The 19,141-nt window shown below is 50.9% G+C and carries 13 protein-coding genes; 7 read left to right on the top strand and 6 right to left on the bottom strand.

Annotated features, from left to right (window positions below; all coding sequences use genetic code 11):
* The first annotated feature begins 35 nt into the window (after positions 1 to 35).
* From EL633_RS23610 to EL633_RS23595, 4 genes are all read left to right on the top strand, one after another.
* Positions 36 to 947: a carbohydrate ABC transporter permease gene (locus tag EL633_RS23610; RefSeq protein ID WP_126629754.1), complete on the top strand. Its 912-nt coding sequence runs from the start codon at positions 36 to 38 to the stop codon at positions 945 to 947.
* A 149-nt stretch (positions 948 to 1,096) separates the two neighbouring features.
* Positions 1,097 to 2,692 (top strand): ABC transporter substrate-binding protein, encoded by a 1,596-nt coding sequence (locus EL633_RS23605; protein WP_126629753.1) that lies wholly within the window; start codon positions 1,097 to 1,099, stop codon positions 2,690 to 2,692.
* Positions 2,693 to 2,705: 13 nt separating this feature from the next.
* A complete protein-coding gene (locus tag EL633_RS23600) occupies positions 2,706 to 4,709 on the top strand; it encodes an outer membrane protein assembly factor BamB family protein (protein WP_161982374.1) in 2,004 nt (667 codons plus the stop codon).
* A 40-nt stretch (positions 4,710 to 4,749) separates the two neighbouring features.
* On the top strand, positions 4,750 to 6,732 hold the full coding sequence (locus tag EL633_RS23595) for an alpha-amylase family protein (protein WP_126629751.1): 1,983 nt from the start codon (positions 4,750 to 4,752) through the stop codon (positions 6,730 to 6,732).
* A gap of 552 nt (positions 6,733 to 7,284) precedes the next feature.
* Here EL633_RS23595 and EL633_RS23590 read toward each other — a convergent pair.
* Together EL633_RS23590 and iscB are read right to left on the bottom strand one after the other, a co-directional pair.
* Positions 7,285 to 9,834, bottom strand: coding sequence for an AAA family ATPase (locus EL633_RS23590; RefSeq protein WP_126629750.1), 2,550 nt, complete (start codon positions 9,832 to 9,834; stop codon positions 7,285 to 7,287).
* A gap of 33 nt (positions 9,835 to 9,867) precedes the next feature.
* Positions 9,868 to 11,163 carry an RNA-guided endonuclease IscB gene (iscB, locus tag EL633_RS23585; protein ID WP_126629135.1) on the bottom strand — a complete coding sequence of 432 codons (1,296 nt, stop codon included), beginning with the start codon at positions 11,161 to 11,163 and terminating at the stop codon, positions 9,868 to 9,870.
* 417 nt (positions 11,164 to 11,580) lie between these two features.
* Between iscB and EL633_RS23580 the strand changes: the two genes are divergently transcribed.
* Positions 11,581 to 12,558, top strand: coding sequence for an alpha/beta hydrolase family protein (locus EL633_RS23580; RefSeq protein ID WP_126629749.1), 978 nt, complete (start codon positions 11,581 to 11,583; stop codon positions 12,556 to 12,558).
* 162 nt (positions 12,559 to 12,720) lie between these two features.
* Here EL633_RS23580 and EL633_RS38265 read toward each other — a convergent pair whose 3' ends face one another.
* From EL633_RS38265 to EL633_RS23560, 4 genes are all read right to left on the bottom strand, one after another.
* Positions 12,721 to 13,119: a DUF3224 domain-containing protein gene (locus tag EL633_RS38265; RefSeq protein WP_126629748.1), complete on the bottom strand. Its 399-nt coding sequence runs from the start codon at positions 13,117 to 13,119 to the stop codon at positions 12,721 to 12,723.
* A 145-nt stretch (positions 13,120 to 13,264) separates the two neighbouring features.
* The gene (locus tag EL633_RS23570; RefSeq protein WP_126629747.1) at positions 13,265 to 13,573 is read right to left on the bottom strand and encodes a hypothetical protein; all 309 of its coding nucleotides are present in this window, start codon (positions 13,571 to 13,573) and stop codon (positions 13,265 to 13,267) included.
* A gap of 190 nt (positions 13,574 to 13,763) precedes the next feature.
* Entirely contained in the window at positions 13,764 to 15,131 is a 1,368-nt protein-coding gene (locus EL633_RS23565; protein WP_126629746.1) for a complex I subunit 1/NuoH family protein, read from the bottom strand.
* Positions 15,132 to 15,276: 145 nt separating this feature from the next.
* A complete protein-coding gene (locus EL633_RS23560) occupies positions 15,277 to 16,929 on the bottom strand; it encodes a LuxR C-terminal-related transcriptional regulator (protein ID WP_126629745.1) in 1,653 nt (550 codons plus the stop codon).
* A gap of 162 nt (positions 16,930 to 17,091) precedes the next feature.
* Here EL633_RS23560 and EL633_RS23555 point away from each other — a divergent pair, with 162 nt between their 5' ends.
* Together EL633_RS23555 and EL633_RS23550 are read left to right on the top strand one after the other, a co-directional pair.
* Positions 17,092 to 17,703 carry an IS607 family transposase gene (locus EL633_RS23555; RefSeq protein WP_126629744.1) on the top strand — a complete coding sequence of 204 codons (612 nt, stop codon included), beginning with the start codon at positions 17,092 to 17,094 and terminating at the stop codon, positions 17,701 to 17,703.
* Complete coding sequence (locus EL633_RS23550; protein ID WP_126629743.1) at positions 17,666 to 18,904, top strand: RNA-guided endonuclease InsQ/TnpB family protein; 1,239 nt, start codon at positions 17,666 to 17,668, stop codon at positions 18,902 to 18,904. The genes EL633_RS23555 and EL633_RS23550 overlap by 38 nt, the downstream gene beginning before the upstream one ends.
* The last annotated feature ends 237 nt before the right edge of the window (positions 18,905 to 19,141 follow it).

The following is a 19,141-nucleotide window of genomic DNA, read 5'->3' as shown; positions in this document are numbered from 1 at the left end:
ATGCCACATTCACTCCAGTGTCGGAGGTTATTTCTATGTATTATGTGCGCGAGCACCCTCCTGGTGAAGCCGATCGACAAACAACGTTGTCTGTATCAGGCAAGAAGTACAACAGGCGTTTATCTATTGGGACTGCTATTCAGTATGTTCTTCTTATCCTTCTCGTTCTTTTGACTTTTTTTGTCATACTTGTTATGGTCTCTATGTCTTTGCGTCCGACGGTTTTGATCTATGCTGATTTCTGGCATCTCATTCCGTGGCCACTCACCTTAGACAACTATCAGGCATCGATACTGAACCTATTTATGCCGCTGCTGCGGACGCTGTTTGAGACCTTCCTCTCGATCTTTGGTATTCTGGCCCTCGCCTGTCCTGCTGCGTATGCCTTTGCCAGAATGCGCTTCATCGGCAAACAATTATTCTTCTCGCTGGTCATCGCGGTGTTGATGATTCCGGGCGTGATCTTATTGACGCCCAGTTTCATTCTTGCCAACGTGTTGAATCTACGTGGTTCGCTCTGGGGATTGATTTTCTTCAATATTGGTGGTGGACTCCCGTTCGCAATCTTTCTGATCACCACATTTTTGCGTAGCCAACCCGAGGAGATGTTTGGTGCGGCGCGTATCGATGGTGCTTCCGATCTCCAAATTCTTTTGCGCATTTCTATTCCACTGGCAATACCCATTCTCGTTACTGTGGGCATTCTAAATTTCTTGAACTTTTATAGCGATTTGATCTGGCCAAGCCTGATGTTGCCGCAGAGTACAAATACGTTAATGATGGCTCTGCAACAATTTACCCCGACTTCTAGTATGTTTGCCAATCGACCCGATGTTGGTGTGCAAACTGCTGGTTATGTCGTGGCCACGATCCCACAACTCATCCTTTTTGTCGTCGCTATGAAATATTACATTCAGGGAGTCATGTCCAGTTCTCTAAAGGCGTAAATAGCACAGACACGTCAAACTATCTTGTCAGATTTTTTGCTTGTGAACGTTATGATGATTTTGCATTCGCTTTTGCGTCGACCTTGATTACACGTGTGTGCACGTCGTGAGCAGGTATCCGGAGGTGCGAAGGTGAAAGGAGTCTCAGGGTGAAATCTCAAAACAGCTTCGGAGAGAAGCATAGTCGGCGCGAATTCCTTGAATTATTGGGTGCAGGAACTGCGGTATCGATGCTGGCAAGTTGTGAGGGGGCAAATAAGCCGACGACGCAGCTCAAAACGAGCAATGAGCTCAGTGGGCAGCTCGTCGTTTCTATTGTAGGCAATAACATTGATAAGAATACTCAGCAAGCCTTGACGAATGCCTATCGGCAGCATCGGCCCAATGTCCAGGTCATCTGGGAGATTCCAAATGCGACGGGGGCTGATTATCCGACATGGCTGGGAACTCAGCTCGCCTCTGGCTCTATCCGTCCGGATATCGTGTCGGGCAACTACGTACCGACGTTTAGAAACTACGTCAATTTCGATGCCTATCGTAAGATGACCAATCCTTTGACGCATAGCTCATGGGATCAGACATTAAACTGGGATTTCTTTATCCAGCGCAATGGACAAGGGGCGCGTATTATGTTGCCGACGCGCAGTGTCCATATTATGTGGTTCTACAATAAAGATCTGTTTGCCAGAGCAAATGTCATGCCACCGACAAACTGGAGCGAATTCGTTGCAGTCTGTGCTAAATTGAAGGGAGCGGGCATTACACCTCTCTCTATCAACTTTTCCTATCAACTTCCCCAATGGGTGACCGAAATCTATTTTGACCAGTATCATATTGATTGGATTGACAAGGTACGTGCACAACCGGGTGATTGGAACTACGATCCTGCGCTTGATGGGACGTTCAAACTTGATCCGCACGATCCAAATATCCACCTGAAATATACCTATAACCAGCAGCGCTTTTTGCGCGGCGTGCGTGATGGAGTCCTGCGTTTTGATACGCCGGCCGTCGCTGAGATAATTAAAAATCTGTCCCAGATCTTTCCAAAGTATGCGACCTCAGATCTCTTTGTGACAACTGATACCTATACGCCTTTTCTGCAGCAGAAGACTGCGATGACGATAGATGGAACGTGGAATTTACCGAGCCTGCAGAATGATTTACAATCGCTAAGCCCCGATCGGCTCAAAGAGTTGAAGATCCCGGCTGGTTCGGTGAAACCTTTTGCCTGGGGCAGTTTTGAGAATCCGCCTATGCAGGGTTCACTGATTAACTCTCCCGTGCGTAGTGTCGAGTCTGCCAGTGGTGAATACCTGAGTATCGTGAAAAAGAACCAGCAGCAAGTCAATCTGACCGTTGATTTCCTGATGTTCTGGACCAGCAAGCCTGGTTACCAGCCATTCAACGATACCTATGCAAAGAACTCTTCATACTCACCAGGTGGTCCACTGCAGGTACGCGATGTTCAGGACCCGGTGAAGTACCAGCAACTCTTCTCAAAAGTGAAACAGACTGGCAACGCTGAGGCCAGCTACAACGGGGAATGGTTGTCCTGGCAGGGTGGTAATATTCAGCGCGATGTGCAGAATCTCTACAAACAGGCGTTGCAGGGTCGTATATCACCGCAGAATTTCGGCACGGCACTACAAAAGTACGTGACCGATAATTTCGATGATATTCTTAAGCAATATCAACTCACGAATACCGACCTTGACAATCCGGCTCGGCAGCCTGGATCATAGGAGAATTCTCGTAATGAAACGTGTATCTCTGTTTCGTTCCTTGCCCCACACTTTTGCAGGGAGACTGGTGATTGGCTTTGGCTTCCTGTTTGCTCTGGTCAACGTCGGTGCTCTAGTGTTTATACTCAGGCAGTCCAGTGAACAACCGCTGTTGACTGCCCATTCCGGTCAGAGCCAAGGAGTCGTTATGACGACTCCTTTGAACGCACACCGGATACTCGTTGCAACCCTGACAAATGAGGTGCTGCTCGAAGAGAATGGGGTTATCCTCCGGCGCGCGCACTTCAATGATCCCGTGGGGGGGACTGCTGCCGGCACAAGCTCTTCTGGTCAAGAATACTACGTCGGTACAACAGACGGGACAATCTCCGTGCTTGATTCTACATTTCAGCGCATGCGGTCGTTGCATGTCAATGGGCGTATTGTGGGTATGAGCGCTGCCCCGGATGGGGGAATTTTTGTTGCGTATGGTGTTGGCGCGTATAGCAGCGACTATGCTATCACACGCTTTCCCTCCGGGGTAGCGGTGCCGACATTTACGACCAAGATCAACTTTACTATCTCTGCTCTGTCCTCTACCGGTAGCGTGATTGCATACGGCACGCAAAACTCGCAGGTAGGGATGCTCGATGTTCGCAGCGGCAAAGCCCTCTGGTCGGCTACGCTGCTCCAACCTGTGAGCCGCATCTTATTGCTGCCTGAAGGTCGCATGTTAGTTGGTGATAGCGGTGGCAATATTATTTTGTTAAATGGCCAGGGCCAGGTGATCTGGAATCTGAGCGCCTCTCAATATACGATACGCAGCCTGGCTTTTAATCAGAACGACGACCGATTTCTGGTAGGTGACGCCACTGGTCAGCTTTTTGTGCTGGATCCGTCGGGCAATATCTTGACCACGCAAAACGTTGTGAATAGTGATATCCAGGAAATCCTCCCCAATGGGCAGGCATATACGCTGGTGCCACGTGATGGGCAGTGGCAAACGCTGCACCCTGGCGCTTTTGGCAGTATCATGCTGGAGAATGCAGCGTTCCCATTCTGGATTGGCTTTAACATTGTGTGTCTGGGGGGATTGCTTGTGAGCATCATTCTGGCGACGCGCCGTTTGCGTCTCTCGAGCAAACGGATTCTTACCAGTATGAAGCGGACGCGCCTGGCCTATTTCTTTACGATACCGGCCCTTGTTATAATCCTACTGTTTAATTACCTTCCAGCCCTGATGGCATTGTACTATTCGTTTACCAACTTTAGTCTACAAAATATCACACAGTATGTCGGTCTTCAAAACTATAGCAATATTCTGTTGCACGATACCTACTTTCGTATTGGCCTGCTGAACATGGTTCTGTTGATTGTCGCCAGCGTTCTCAAAACTATTACGTTTCCTCTCCTGGCCGCTGAACTGGTCTTCTGGGTGCGCAATAGCGTGCATCGCTACATATTCCGCACGCTCTTTGTCCTGCCAGCAGTTGTTCCCGCCCTGGTGCTGACATTCATGTGGCGTATGGTCTATGATCCAAATTCAGGTCTCCTCAACCAGATCGCCAGCTTGCTTGGTGCCCCTCAGTGGCAGCATGCCTGGTTAGGAGAAGAGAGCACGGCGCTGGCTGCAATTATTGGTGTTGGCTTTCCATTTATCTCCGCTTTTGCCTTTCTGGTCTATATGGGAGGTCTTTTAAATATCAATCCGGAGCTCTATGATGCAGCCCAGGTGGATGGAGCGAACTGGTTTACGCGTTTTCGCACCATTGATCTGTATTTCCTGCTTCCGCAGTTTCGTGTATTACTCTTTTTTGTGGTGGCGGGGACTGTCCAGGGATTCGTCGATATCTTTGTGCTTACCAAAGGTGGTCCAGGAACGGTCACGTATGTGCCAGCCCTGCAGATGTACTTTAATCTTTCTGATGGTCACTTCGGCTATGCCTCAGCGATTGGCGTCATCCTGTTTATCATTATTGTTGTGCCAACCGTCTTTGTCCTACGCTTCCGCCGCCAGACAGTGGAAGAAGTGGCGTAAGGCATGGTTGTCGATAGTGAGCAGAGAGGAAAGCAATAATATGGTGTCACAACGAATAACTCCCTCCCGCCCCTTACGGCGCGCGGACAGCTTTCTCGGTATCCATTTTGACTTTCACGCTGCCGAAGATTCAATTGCTGTCGGTGAGCGGGTAACGCGTGCCATGGTTGAGAACATCATTGAAGTAGTACAGCCCGACTATATCCAGTGCGATTGCAAAGGACACTATGGTTATTCCAGCTATCCGACCAGGGTTGGCTATCCCGCGCCTGGCATTATTGGGGATCCTTTGAGGATCTGGCGCGAGGTGACGGCAGAGCGCGGTGTTGCCCTGTACATGCATTACTCTGGTGTCTGGGATACTACAGCCGTACAACACCACCCGCAGTGGGCACGAATTGATGAGCATGGTAACAGCGATCCTGACATGACCTCGACTTTTGGCCCGTATGTGGATCAATTGTTGATCCCTCAACTGAAAGAGTTGTGCGATACCTATAAAGTTGATGGCGTCTGGATTGATGGTGATTGCTGGGCAACGCGGCGTGACCATGCTGATGTGGTGATTGCGACCTTCCAGCAAGAAACGGGCATTGAGGATGTTCCCCGTGTTCCTACTGATCCTCACTATTTTGAGTTCTCTCAGTTCTGCCGAGAGGGGTTTCGCCGCTATTTGCGTCATTACATTGATGAATTGCACGCCCATCACCCCGATTTTCAGATTGCAAGCAACTGGGCCTTCAGTTCGAAAATGCCCGAACCCGTTAGCGCGGATGTCGACTTTCTCTCTGGCGACTACGCATTGCAGGATAGTGTCAACAGTGCGCGATTGGAAGGTCGTTGCCTCAGACATCAGGGAAAGCCGTGGGACCTTATGGCCTGGAGCTTTGGTGGGAGACATAGTCACCTGATAGGGGAACCTGTGGAAGACTTTTCAACTAAATCGATCGTGCAATTGCAGCGTGAAGCGGCTATTGTACTATCGCTTGGCGGTGGTTTTCAGGCATACTTTCAGCAAGATCGCAATGGTGCTATTTTTCCCTGGCAGATGAAATTGATGCAGCAGGTAGCAGCGTTCTGTCGGGAGCGACAGGCGGTGTGTCATCATGCAGAATCTGTGCCCCAGGTTGCTTTGCTCTACGCTGGTTCTGCCTTTTATCGACAGACGCAAGAACTTTTCGATGCGCACGCGGGTGAACTGCGTCCAATGAAAGGCATATTGCAAGCGCTCTTAGAGCGGCAGCACTCTGTTGATATTCTGATGGAACACCAGTTGGATGCACAACTAGCAGCATATCCCTTGCTCATTCTGCCTGAATGGGATTTTCTTACGCCCGACGTGAGGAATGTTCTGCTGGCGTACACGCATAATGGTGGGAATTTGTTGTTAATTGGACCGCAGTGTGCCGCCCTCTTCGAGCAGGAACTGAATGTGCAATTGGAAGGTGATATCAATGAGGAAGCGTTTTATCTCGAACATGATGGCTGGTTAGCCAGAGTCTGTGCCACTGCTCAACAAGTGCGTTTGGGTATGGCTGCCAGGGCATTTGGGCGTCGCTATACGAGTAATGATGATCAGGGTTCGTCATCAATCGCCGCCTCTATTACCGAGTATGGACGTGGAAAGATTGCCGCCACCTACTTCAATTTTGGTGTGCGCTATAGTGATGCAATGACGACAGTTGTGCGTGATTTTCTGGATGTATTGGTGTGCGAGTTGTTCCCCACCCCCCTGGTGAAGGTGACTGGATCGCACTGTATTGATGTTGCCGTGAATCGTCTGCAGGGTAAGCTGGCCATCAACCTCGTCAATACAGCCGGCCCCCATGCAGATTATCGGGTACATGTCTTTGATGGGATTCCGCCAATTGGCCCATTGAGTATTACCATAGAGAGTCAGGATCGCCCACAAAAAATTACCTCGTATCCTATGGATGTAGCTATCCCTTTTGATTGGGAGCAAGGAGTTGTTACCCTTTCCCTCCCTCGTCTAGAGATATACGATATCCTGATTGTGGAATAGGCTGGGATTCAACTGTATCGAGAAAAGTATGATGGCAGGCGCAGGTTCCTTGTCTGCGCCTGTCGCTGTCAATCCAGGAGATGTATGCTTTTTGAAGATATGCAATGAAAACAGAGGGCTTACAGAAAATATGGCGCTTCATCCCCGTCCAGCCATATTAAGTCAACTGGAGGAACATTGATCTGAGCAGCGGGGCGTCAGTTAGCGTCCTGATCTCATATCTGGGAACCTTTATAAGGAGGTATATCGTCATTGCAATGAGGCGCTCAATGTATCAATCATTTGCTGCATCTTTATCTTCAGACAATTCTCTGGATATGTCATCATGAAGATGCTTCTCTGTGAGCACGGTTTGCGATAGTGCTCGGACAATTATGGTATCACCGAAGTTGCTGGGAGGAAAATAGTTGGATTGAGCAATTGATTCAACTTGTAAGCCCGTTGGATCTGATTGATCTCCCTTACTTCGCGATAGTGCAAGGACGTATCAATCTCGACGAGATTGCGTGTTTCCTGTTACGGTCCTGATTGGGATAGGTTATGTCCTTTTGTTCAATGTTCTGTGCGAGCATGATTCCGTTTGGCCAGTGACTCGGGTGACATCATATGGAGGAGCTGTGTTCCATAATGCCGAAAGAAAGCGGCATCAATTGGTTTTGCAGCCGCAAGGATCATGTGCGCCATATCTGCAATCTCATTCCATTGCTGGTGTTGTTGTGCAAATTCTGCCTGGTTTAAGAGTATATAGGCCAGAGCATATGGTTCCTCTTGTTGACGCAAATAGCTTGCCAGTTCCCAGGTGAACTGTTGCGTCGTCTGATATTCCCCCAACACTCGCCCTAACTCGATGCGCGCCTGTTGCTCCAGTAGCCAGGGTGCTGGCTCATCTGCTTGCTGCTCCAATAAAAGCGGCGATTGTAGGGCTGTAGCAAGTAACGCGTAGGCTTGATCCCTTTTTCCCTGTAAGCGTAAAAAGCCCGCGCGGCGCACCTGGGATGAAAGCGTTGATAATGATTCTGCGTTGTTTCGGTTCTGATACTCATACTGCTCGACATAATGCTGAGCACATTCTATCTCTCTATGGAGGTGTGCTATATGCGCCAGACCAAGAAGTGGCTCCCATATTGGTAAATGATGTCGTCTGGTCATTGCAAGCACTTCCTCCCATGTTTGCCTGGCTTTGTGAAACTCTCCCCGTTGGCATTGAAGCCAGCCAAGATTGTAGAGGAAATGTGCTTGCTGGGTATAATTATGGCTTCGTTGACTCACCTGTAAGCCCTGGGAAAAAAGCAGATCGCCATCTTCTCGTCGCTGGAGTCGACAAGAGATCGGAATCAACCCATCCACAAGACGAATAACCTCCTCAAAACGATCTTGCTCTAACGCGAGTGTGAATGCATGGAATAAGAGGTTCCGTTCCTGTAAGATTGCGCGAATGGTTCCTTGATGGTGTTCTAAATAGGTCAGCGCGTAGTCCATAATGTTTCTTTTGGACGTTCTTTGTTCTTCCACGGAAAGAAAGGGCAGATACTGTGAGCCATAAACGCGTAAAAGAGGATGCATATGGTAATCAACACGCTTCTGTCCTTTTGCTGATGCTTCTGTGGGAAGGAGAGATGCTCGTTCTGTCGATGTGACGGAGGGAAAAGTGATTGATGCAGGCCGTACTTCGAGTAACGAATAGCGCACGAACTGTCCGAGCAGGAGCGCTGTTTGGGCGAGTACGGTTTCGGGTTGCTCAACAAGGTCCTTGCTCACGAGAGACAAACCGGGAGGTGTCGTCTTTGAAACGGGTTTGAGCGCTTTGACCGGTTGTAGCGATGATGCAGTTGCGTGCTCAAGACTAAATGGCGTTGTGTCCATGCTGGCCAGGATCGCGAATGATTTACGCATATCCTCACTCAGATCCTGAAAAGCCGAATCCAGCCGATCGCGTAAGTCATGGTCTGATGTTAGCATACTCCGAAGCAGCGAGTCGAGGGGACTTGCCACCAGCAGTGAAAGGGGCGTTCCAGCCTTGATAAGGGTGACGAGTCCTTCAATAAGCAATGGATGGTATGCTACTCTCTCGCAGAGTTGTTTGACCAGTTGTTCTTCGTCGTCGCGCAGTGGATCCGTAAGCAAGGAGGTAAAATAATTGGTAGCTTGCTGCAACGAGCCAGGAGCATTGATCGAGAGATGATGCGTTACAAAAGATGCGGGGAATACGTAGCGGCTTGTTACCAGGAGTGTAGAGGGTAATGACCAAAACATTTCGGCGTCCTGAGCTTGATTGTCCAGGTGGTTCGTATCTGGAGTGAGAAGCTCTGCTATCTGTCGGAGCGGAAACGTTGCCTCAACATCATCTAAAACGATCAGTAGAGACGACCTGCTCAGTTTCTGGCGCAACTGGTTTATGAGATGGGCAAGAGACGATGGGAGATCTAATGAGGGGGAGCCATCGTGTGAAAAAGCTGAGGTGGAAACAGACTGTCGGTTTGGGAGATGCGACTCAAAAAGAAACAAAAGGTGCCGGCAAAGAGCCGCCAGTCCTGCCTGGCCGTGATAGCCACGGCAGGAGAAGAAAAGAATCCCATGTGAGAAGGTTCGCTTTAGTTTCTCTTGCGCAATGTGATAAACAAGGGCGGAAACCAGGGTGCTTTTCCCACTACCAGGCAATCCCGTGATGAGATAGAGCCCTCCATGCTGCTCCTGCAAGAGGGCAAGAAGCTGTTCAAGTTTTTCCTCATGTCCTGGTAATAACGTCCTTCGGGGAGGGAGTACCAGCATCTTTTGTCCTGGCTGAGCTATGAGTTGCTGGCGCAAACGCGTTATCTGAACAGTTTCTGATTCTGTCAGATCTGTAAGTTCCGCAACGCGTAGATAGTGGGTGAGCTCCCGAGGAGTATGACAAAGGTAGCGAGCCATTCCCAACACACGTTGACGTACCGCGCCACGAAATGGATGGGCCAGTTGTCCACTTTCCAGTCGAGCCAGAAAGGCTTCTGAAATGCCAGTCAGGCTAGCGTCATGGTACACTTTGGCCGCCAATGCCCGCTGACTGGCGAAGCCACAGGCCCGGCGCCGTTCATGAAACCATTGCCCAAACTGTATGCCATCCATCTTTAAATTCGCGTGATGCGGGGACCCCTCGGTTCACCCATGGGGAGGAGCATCACGCACTCCTTTCGTCTCATATGTATACTCATAGCCGTCTGCCCGATGCAAACGGCGCATATATTTGGGGTGAACGTCGGTTTTACCCAGACGAAACGATGGACGATGGCGGATGGCAATTCGCCCCCAATAGGTGCCCTTCGGGGTAATCGCCTTGACCATATCGCCTGTCCTGTACCCCATGTATGATGACTTGCGCTCTTTATGGTGCTTTGGAAACCCGTCAGCGTCCGTCACACACATTTTTCGCCTACCATGCCCTGTCGCTTTGATCTTCAATGGTTTGATCCCCTTGGTTATCAAAACTACAGGGGTACTCGTTCCGACGTTTGCTGCATCAAGCCAGTGCGTCTTTGGGAGGTTGCGCGTCGTTCGGTTGTACCTGGTCAGACCGCCAGAACCGCATTCTACTGGCAATCCTGTCGCCTTGAGTCGTTCAAAGAGTTTCCATCGTGTACTGTTTACCGCCGTCGCATCCTTGAGCGGCTTTTTTGCCTGGGCCTGGATCTTTTTCAACACCTCTGGTTTCTTCTTGAGGAAAACCGCAATATCCTGCGTTCCTTTCGCTGTGTTGCACTTCTCACAAGCCAGACACAGGTTGCTCACGCGATTGGTTCCTCCTTTTGCTCGTGGATGGATGTGCTCTATTTGTAAGGGAACATCTTTTGCTTCGCAATAGGCACAAGCCCGTTGCCACTTTTCGAGCACGTATTCTCTGATCTCGTAGCCAGCCAGGGAGCCTTGCTGATACTCCACCCCTGACACTTCGGGATTCTCCATCAGTTGCATGTCAAATCGTACCAATTCCATACTGATCGCTGAGATAGGCGCATACCATGAGAGACGGTTGACCCACGTGAGCACATTCGCAAGGCGACTCTCAAGTGACGGTGGGAACCATCCCTGAGCGCGTGTTCGGTTCTGCCATCGAGCTTTGCGATACCGCGTTTTTCGTTGCCGCCTTGATCTGCGAACGGCACGGCGATCATCGAGAGATGCTTTTACCGTCTGTCCACGGTGATCAAGTTCAGCAGCGAAGACCACCTCTGCTGAAGCATCATTGACAAGAGCAATGCCTGTGGTTCGACTACCGGGATCCAGTTTGATGCGCAACGGTTGTACTTCTGGTTCAAGAACTTCGGTCTTCAAGATAATCGTAAACGGATACATACGAAAGACTGACGCTTTTCCCCCATGGAGAAGGATGCGTGCTCTTGCAGGATGGACGGGATCAAGTGGTTGGGAGTTCGTATCAACAACAAAAACCTTGCTCATAAAGAGCCTCTACTTTCGTAGGTAATGTGTTCCTCGTCAATGTTCGTGCGTGGTTTAACGCCAATGATACTGGATTCACCCTGTACTCCTGTTTAATCAGTGGCCGTAGAGGTCGGGGCTGGAAAGCACCCCGACGTACCTATTTCACTCCGAACGGAGTTTCTGTTTCAAAACTGAGACTGGTCAGGTCTGGGCTTACCGGAGCAAGCCCCCGCATTTATGCGTGGGGTTCCTGACATTGCCCTCATTTCTCTGATTCTATTTCCTCCTATAGGATTATACAGAACACTATGCGCATATTCAACGGAAATTCATCGCTACCGGCCCTATTTTCTGCGGCAGCTTTTTTTGTTTTCGGATATCTTCAAGCCAGGTTGTTATTGTGATGTATTTGATGCCTGATGAGAAGGAGCCGTCATGAAAATCTATCCACGTCGTTCCACCCTTTTACGTTTGGGTGGACTGTTTTGTGTTGTGAGTGTACTTTGTTTGAGTGTCTGGATGCTCTTTCAGACAACCCAGGCAAAGGCTAGTGTATCCCAGAAGGAGAAACCTGTGTGTGTTTCTGGTTTTGCCAGCGACCATGACCTGGCACATCAATTTGACTATGACACAAAGGCCCCTATGCAGATGAAAGAAGTGCGTGTTACCCGGCAGGGAAGCGTTAGCATCCACGATATTACGTATGTTTCCCAGGGTGAGGTCGTTTCAGCTTACCTGGTGATGCCTGCTGGTAAGGGACCCTTTGCAGGCGTGCTTTTTTTGCATTGGCTTGATAGTTCCGCGACGGCAAATCGTAGCGAGTTCCTTGAGGAAGCTGTGACGCTGGCGCAGAAAGGAACTGTCTCGCTCTTGCCTCAGGGAAAGTACCCATGGATAGAAGCACCAAAGGATAGTACGCATGATTGCGCAGCAACTATTCGGCAAACGATTGTATTTCGGCGTGGCCTTGATCTTTTGCGCTCCCAGCCGCTGGTGGACCAGCAACGCATTGCGCTCGTTGGCCACGATTATGGAGCTATGTATGCATCAATTATTGCTGGTATTGATCCCCATCTCAAAGCAGTCGTACTGATGGCCCTGACCTATCGCTTTAGTAACTGGAACGTACCATATTTTCTGGATACGCTCTCGCCACGAGAGCGCCTTGCCTATCTGGAGAAGACGGCTTCCCTTGATCCACTGAATTTCGTGGGGCATATAGCGCCAACCCCTCTTCTTTTTCAATGTGCCCGGCAGGATGCTTATATCTCTCTTGCAGATGTAAACAATCTGGTCGAAGTAACGAATCAGCCTTATACGCTTCATCTCTACACGGCTGATCATTCGCTCACCGATGGAACGAGCCAGAAGGATCGCCTCGCCTGGCTAAGTACACAGCTCGGCCTTCAGTAAAATGCGTTGAGCGCATCTGGAGGAAGTGTCAGCTACCCGATGCAATTGTCCTATGTGTGGGGTGGGAACTTTGTGATACGGCAGATTGTTGACTTTGTGTCTATCCAGTTTGGCCGAAGGCGACATCCGCAAACATGCATGTTTGCGGTGTCGCGAGATGCTCTATTCGATGTCGTAGTCGAGGGTGAACGTCGCCTCGTGCTCATCGTGGTGCCACCCACAGTGCCCGCGCAATCCTTGCAATTCGCCTGTGCCGGAACCCGGGACAACGTATCCGAAGGAATCTGTCACGTTGCCAGCCTCTACTGCCCCACCATGTTGAATGACGAAACTCCCTGAGCGGCTTCCGATGCGCCCGACGACTCTCTCTGTGGCAACGTACCCAGCTGAGCCGTTGGCTGCCAGGCACATGAGGAGGACGGCTGTACTCTCAGCTTTGATGTCACCCTGGAAACTTCTCTTCACGTCTGTTTTCAAGAGCTTAGAATCTTCCTTCGGTTCATCGTAAGGGTGTTGATCCCAGGAGATAATCTTGAAATCGGATTTCGTGTGGATACTCATAATGATTTTTTCTTCCCTTTTTCAATAGTGGCTCTTTGTCAGAACTGTTCAGTGTGAACATCTTTGAGTCTACGACCAATGTAGGAAAATTTCGGTCCTCAATTTTGAGGTTCCGCCCAAAACCCAGGATCAGTCAACCCATAGCTTATGGATACATGCGTGCATTGGTGAGGCGTATCCAGTCATCGTTGAGCCAGGCGACGCGCAATGCGGTGACGGAGGTAGCATTGCGGCGTAGCCAACTCATGCCACGCCGCTTCATCCGTCGATTGATGACCACGGCCACCGCCCGTTCAATGATGTTGCTGCCCACCGGATACTCTTGCCGTCTCCACTCCTCGTCATCGCCGATCCAGTCCCGTTGGTTCTTCAGATACATGATGGCTGCTTGCAGGGCTTTTACTTTGGGAGGTCCTCGGCCCTCTTCCAGCCAGCGTTGCAAGAGTTCTTGCAACGCTGGCTAGATCTGCCCTTTCCACAGCCAGATGCGCAGGCGCTCTGACTGGGCTGTAACCCACTTCGCGTCCTCCTCACGTTGCAAACCAACGGCCCATCCCGCTTTTCGGAGAACGGATCGGGGACGATATATTCTGCATCACAATCACTCGTTCCTTTCTTTTAGAAAAGACGACTTCTTGTCCATTTTACGAGGCCGCTTCATCCACTCTAGGAGGTACCCTCCTCAAACGGAGGTGCGCCTGGAAGGCAGGCGCCTGCGCTTTACGTGTGGTGATCCGCGTCACTCGTCCAACGAGCCAGAGAAACCCCAACAATGCGACCCAATTGAGCACTCCCAGGCCGAGCAAGAACGGAAAGGTGGAGAGCCGGAACGCGTTTGCCAGCAAGGAAAGGAAACCCGTGGCTAGAATATTGCCGAGCGTGATTGGAAGCAGCAGGAGCCAGGCAAATTGCATCAGCTGATCAGAACGTAATCGTGGAAGGGTCGCCCGAATCCAGATAAAGACAACGCTCAGAAGATAAACCTTCGTGACAAAGTAGCCCAGGCCAAGAAGATTTCCCAGGACCTGCCAGCCCCAAGCCATATCCGAAGCGGTAAGGTAGCCCACACCTGGTCCTGCCCACCCACCCAAAAAAAGGGAGGTTGCAATAGCTGAGACAACCGTCATATTCCCATATTCGCCCAGAAAAAACATGGCCCAGCGCAAGCCGCTGTATTCCGTCAGGTAGCCCGCAACCAGTTCTGACTCGGCTTCTGGTAAATCGAAAGGCGCACGGTTCGTTTCGGCCAGGCCGCAGATGTAGTAGATGAGTAGCATTAATGGCTGCACCCACAGGAACCAGGTCCAGGGGGTATTGCCCTTGAAGACAAAATCCCAGAAAGCGAGGCCTTTTCCTGGCCAATCGGCTACACTTTGAAAGGAGATGATCTCTTTCACAGAAATGGTCCCAAGTCCGCTTTGCCCCGGATATCCAGGAGTCCCCGCCAGCATACTGGTGAGCATGATCACTCCGATCAGCGAGAGCATGAGCGGAAGCTCATAGGAGATCATTTGCGCGGCAGAACGTAACCCACCAATGAGTGCATATTTATTATTCGAGCCCCAGCCGGCCATCACGACCCCAACAACATCGAGCGAACTCATTGCAACATAGTAGAGAATACCCACCTCGAGAGCGGTTCCGGGCAAACCCAGAAAAGGCGAGAAAGGCAGGACTGCAAAGGTCGCAATCATCGGAGCAACAAACACAGCGGGAGCGAGCAAAAAGACGAGTCTATCACTGGCAGCCGGATGCACATCCTCTTTGAGCAGCATTTTGCCAATATCTGCTAGGAGCTGTAGACTCCCCTTTGGACCAGTGTGAATGGGGCCGACTCGATCCTGCATCCAGGCCATTACTTTGCGCTCAGCGAAATTGAGTACGGCCGCACTGGTCACTGGGAACAGGATCGCAAAGACGAGTGCGACAAGAAACTGGGCAAATTGAAGTGAAAACACCCCACGAAGAAGCTGTGCCCCTCCTGCTTCAGCAAAAACAGATCCAAAAATCATGAACGGTTCCTCCAACCTGAAAGGGATTCGTGATGTTTCCGGCATGAAACCAGAACCACACCATCTACTATAGTCTGTCTGTGCTTTTTGCGCCCCCTCCACTGGGAGGGTTTTTGGGACAAGAAGCATCGAGGGATCACTATGGCTAGAGCAAGTGGATGTCTCGTGCGCGTGCGATCATCTGGATGCGGTTGTGAACCGCAAGTTTGGTTGAGATTTGCTTCAGGTGCCATTTTACGGTACTTACCGCAACCACCAGTTCGTGCGCGATGTGTTGATTGGAAAGTCCAAGGGCTACCAGATGGAGCACCTCGCGTTCACGTGTGGTTAAAAACACTGGCGAGGTGGTGCTTTTCGGATGAGGAGCAGAGGGTTGTGGGGAGAAACGATCTGGCCGTTCTCGCTCGATGAGCGTCAGGAGCGTGTTGACAAACGGGCTTACCTGTGGGAAAACCGAGGGATCGTTGGCATGCTGAGCACGTATAGTACAGAGGAGTGTCCGTATCGGCTCTCCCTGATCGATGAACACACGCAGCCAGCCCTCGGGGGCAGCGAGCACGACTGCACGGAGAAGTGCCTGCTGAGCGTGGATGTCCTCACCCTGGCTCTGGAAGACGCTAGCTTGGCACACGAGAATATCAATGACACTGCGCATCCGTCCCTCTGCTTCTGCGTGGGTAAGCAGTCGCGCGAGCAGCAGAGTTGCATCATCAGGTCGACCAGTGCGTGCCAAAACCTGTGCCAGGATGAGATAGGGGAATTCGTAAAGAAGGTTTAATTCATCATCCACTTGTAAGTGCGATTCCTGCGCCCAACGGGCCGCTTGCTCCATTTTCTCTTCTGCCAGGAAAATCACGGCACGGATCGCCCCGAGATAGGGAAGGAAGCGCGGGAGGTGCTGGTGGAAAATCTGCTTTTCAAGGACGTGAAGGTCATTGAACGCTTCGGTAGTCTTTCCGTGCGCCACGTATATCCTGGTAAGAAATAGTGACCCACGTACCAGAGTCGTCATGGGTTCCCAATGCTGCGCTCCGTGTAACCCACGACGCAGTGAATGCTCGGCGAGATCCAGCTCGTTCCAGTCATAGTGCAGTTCTCCCAACCCCAGATACGCACTACTCAACGCTGCAGGCTGCTGTCCTTCCTCCGTTGCAAGGCGCAAAAGCTGTCGGTAATGTTCTGCTGCCTGGTGCAAGTGTCCCTGTTCCATCAGCAGGTAGGCCTGGGTGCTGGCGCTGGCCAGCGAGAGATGGAAGTGATGAGCGGTATCCCCCATCACTTCAGCGGCTCGAAAGGCTTCGGCGGCCCTGGCCAGGTCGCCAGTGCGCAGATAGGCCATACCGAGGCTCACCGACAGGACGCTTTCCAGATACGCATCGGTTTTTCTGAAGTGGGAACGGGCCTGGTGCGAGAGTTCTATAGCCTGAGCGACATCTCCGCGAAAACCAGCCAGACTCGCGCGGGTGACGGCCAGCGCATCCAGCAGATGCTGAGTCTGAGCAGAAAATTGGCGAGCACGATGCGTGGTGGAGATGGCTGTCTCTTGCTGCTTTACAGCCTCAATAGCCCTTTCGGCATCTCGAAGGTGCCGTTCAGCCTCGTCAAATTGTTCTGTACTCACAAGCGCGCCTGTATAATACAAACTCAGATAGGGTCGTGATTGAATATATTCCTCTGGAAGAGCCTGGAGCCAGCGCAAAAGCGTGGCAGTCTTGCCACTTTTCATTAATTGTTCGCAGAAATGTTCCAGAAGTTGAGCCGCTTCTGGGAAATGGTGCGCGGCAAGGAGGTGATGCAAGGCATCATCAAAAAAGCCGTACTGCTCAGACCAGTGAGCCGCTTTGAGATGCCATGCGGCAACCTGTTTATCACTCCCTCCTTGAGAGAGCAGTGTTATAAATGTTTCTAAGAAATGACGTCAAACGTTGACAAATGGATATTTTTCTGCTACGGTTCTTGCATGAAATTAAGTCAGTATGCAAGACAACAAGGAATTAGCTATCGGGCGGCGTTACGTTGGTTTCGAGCTGGAACGATCCAAGGCTATCAGGCTCCCTCCGGAACGATCATTGTCACTGAGCAAGATCCAGCGCCAGCGGTTCAAAAAACGGCTATTTATACACGCGTCTCTTCCTCCGAGCACCGCGAGCACCTCGAGCGGCAAGCTGAACGCTTGAGTCAGTATTGTACTGTTCGTGGCTATCAGGTGGCTGTGGTCGTCAAAGAGATCGCTTCCGGCGTCAATGATAGCCGCCCGAAATTGCTGAGTCTCTTGAAAGATACCACTATCACACGGGTTGTCGTTGAACATCGTGATCGACTCACCCGCTTTGGCTTCCATTACATTGAGGCCCTTTTCTCTGTTCAGGGGCGTGTCATTGAAGTGGTGAATCCCACACACAACGATACCGAAGAATTGCTGGCTGATCTTACGAGCATCATGTATTCGTTCTGTGCTAGATTGTACGGACAACGGCGTGCCAGGCACAAAACAGAGCGACTCGTGCAAGAGCTACAGACAAAGGAAGACGCTGATGCAGGTCGTGGAACGACATCTTATTCGCAAAGCTGATTCGCGTTTTGCCGCGATTGATCGGGCGGCGTTCGCGTCCAAAAACCTGTACAATCAGGCCAATTATCAGATCAGGCAAGCCTTTATCCACGAGGGGATCTATGTACCGTATGCCGCCATCTTTCACCGTTTGAAGCAGCATGACGCCTATTGTGCGCTCCCTCGCAAGGTGAGTAATTCCATCTTGATTCAGCTTCACAAAAATTGGCTCAGTTTTTTTGAAGCGATGCAAGCCTATCGGGAGGATCCAACCCCGTTCACGGGACGACCAAAATTGCCAGGCTACAAAGACAAGGAAAAAGGCCGTTTTTTGCTCATGTATGACAAGCAGGCGTTGGGCAAACGTGCTTTCAAGAAAACGGGGAAGCTGGTGCCATCGGGATTACCCATCGCAATTGCGACCAAAATCACCGATTGGGAGAAGATTGCTCAGGTGAGGATTGTTCCCCGGTTAGATGGGTATATGGCCGAGGTTGTGTATGAGCAACAAGAGCAACACGCAGATGTTGACCACAGCTTGGTGGCGGCTCTTGACCTAGGGGTCAATGTCCTGGCGGCGCTCACCAGCAACAAATCCGGCTTTGTACCTCGTTTGATAAGTGGGAAGCCACTCAAAAGTGTCAACCAGTATTACAACAAACAACGCGCCCAACATCAGGGCCGCCTCAGCCATGAGAACCGCTTTAGCTCGCGCCAGCTGGATCGAGTGACGACGAAGCGCAATCGCCGTGTTGACAGTTATCTGCACACGGCCAGCCGTCGCATCATTGATCTATTGGTAAGCGAGAGGATCGGTACACTGGTCATTGGCAAAAATCCACTCTGGAAGCAGGAAGCGAATATGGGCCGTAAAAACAATCAGCAGTTTGTGCACATTCCCCACGCTCGTTTTATTGACCAGTTGACGTACAAAGCCAGGCTGGTTGGCATCCAGATCATCATTCAGGAAGAGAGCTATACCAGCAAAGCGAGCTTCCTTGACGGCGACCCCATCCCAACGTATCACGCAAACACTTCTGAGAAGCCTGTGTTCTCAGGCAAGCGCATTGCTCGCAGTTGGTATCGTGCAAAGGATGGAACCATCCTTCACGCTGATATCAACGGTAGTTGGAACATTTTGCGTAAAAGTAGCTCCGACCCTTTGCAAATGGGGCGAGGAGTAGCGGGAGTCGCAGTTCTCCCAAGACGGCTGGCCGTCTGAACGGATGACCGATAGGCATATTTGTCATCACTTTAAGATACTGTGGAAGCATCATCGTGTGTGTGTGTGCGTTCCTCTGGCGCTCTCCCATCGCTTTTTGATGGTGAAAGGCGCTCCAGACGGCTCTTTCGCTTGGAAACCACGGAATGTTGGGGTGGTGGCTTGGGCGGATGTGCTTCACTTGAAGGCAAGTCGCGCAAGGCCGAACAACGCTCAGTGATGGTTTGCGCGACGCTC

This window comes from Dictyobacter alpinus (genome assembly GCF_003967575.1).
GTDB classification, from domain to species: domain Bacteria; phylum Chloroflexota; class Ktedonobacteria; order Ktedonobacterales; family Ktedonobacteraceae; genus Dictyobacter; species Dictyobacter alpinus.
The sequence above is the reverse complement of the archived record's forward strand: the minus strand, read 5'-3'. Positions and strand labels throughout refer to the sequence as shown.

Excerpts from the sequence above, each read along its gene's own strand:
- EL633_RS23610 (WP_126629754.1), top strand. The coding sequence starts at position 36 with ATGTATTATGTGCGCGAGCACCCTCCTGGTGAAGCCGATCGACAAACA.
- EL633_RS23600 (WP_161982374.1), top strand. The coding sequence starts at position 2,706 with ATGAAACGTGTATCTCTGTTTCGTTCCTTGCCCCACACTTTTGCAGGG.
- EL633_RS23595 (WP_126629751.1), top strand. The coding sequence starts at position 4,750 with ATGGTGTCACAACGAATAACTCCCTCCCGCCCCTTACGGCGCGCGGAC.
- EL633_RS23590 (WP_126629750.1), bottom strand. The coding sequence starts at position 9,834 with ATGGATGGCATACAGTTTGGGCAATGGTTTCATGAACGGCGCCGGGCC.
- iscB (WP_126629135.1), bottom strand. The coding sequence starts at position 11,163 with ATGAGCAAGGTTTTTGTTGTTGATACGAACTCCCAACCACTTGATCCC.
- EL633_RS23580 (WP_126629749.1), top strand. The coding sequence starts at position 11,581 with ATGAAAATCTATCCACGTCGTTCCACCCTTTTACGTTTGGGTGGACTG.
- EL633_RS38265 (WP_126629748.1), bottom strand. The coding sequence starts at position 13,119 with ATGAGTATCCACACGAAATCCGATTTCAAGATTATCTCCTGGGATCAA.
- EL633_RS23565 (WP_126629746.1), bottom strand. The coding sequence starts at position 15,131 with ATGATTTTTGGATCTGTTTTTGCTGAAGCAGGAGGGGCACAGCTTCTT.
- EL633_RS23555 (WP_126629744.1), top strand. The coding sequence starts at position 17,092 with ATGAAATTAAGTCAGTATGCAAGACAACAAGGAATTAGCTATCGGGCG.
- EL633_RS23550 (WP_126629743.1), top strand. The coding sequence starts at position 17,666 with ATGCAGGTCGTGGAACGACATCTTATTCGCAAAGCTGATTCGCGTTTT.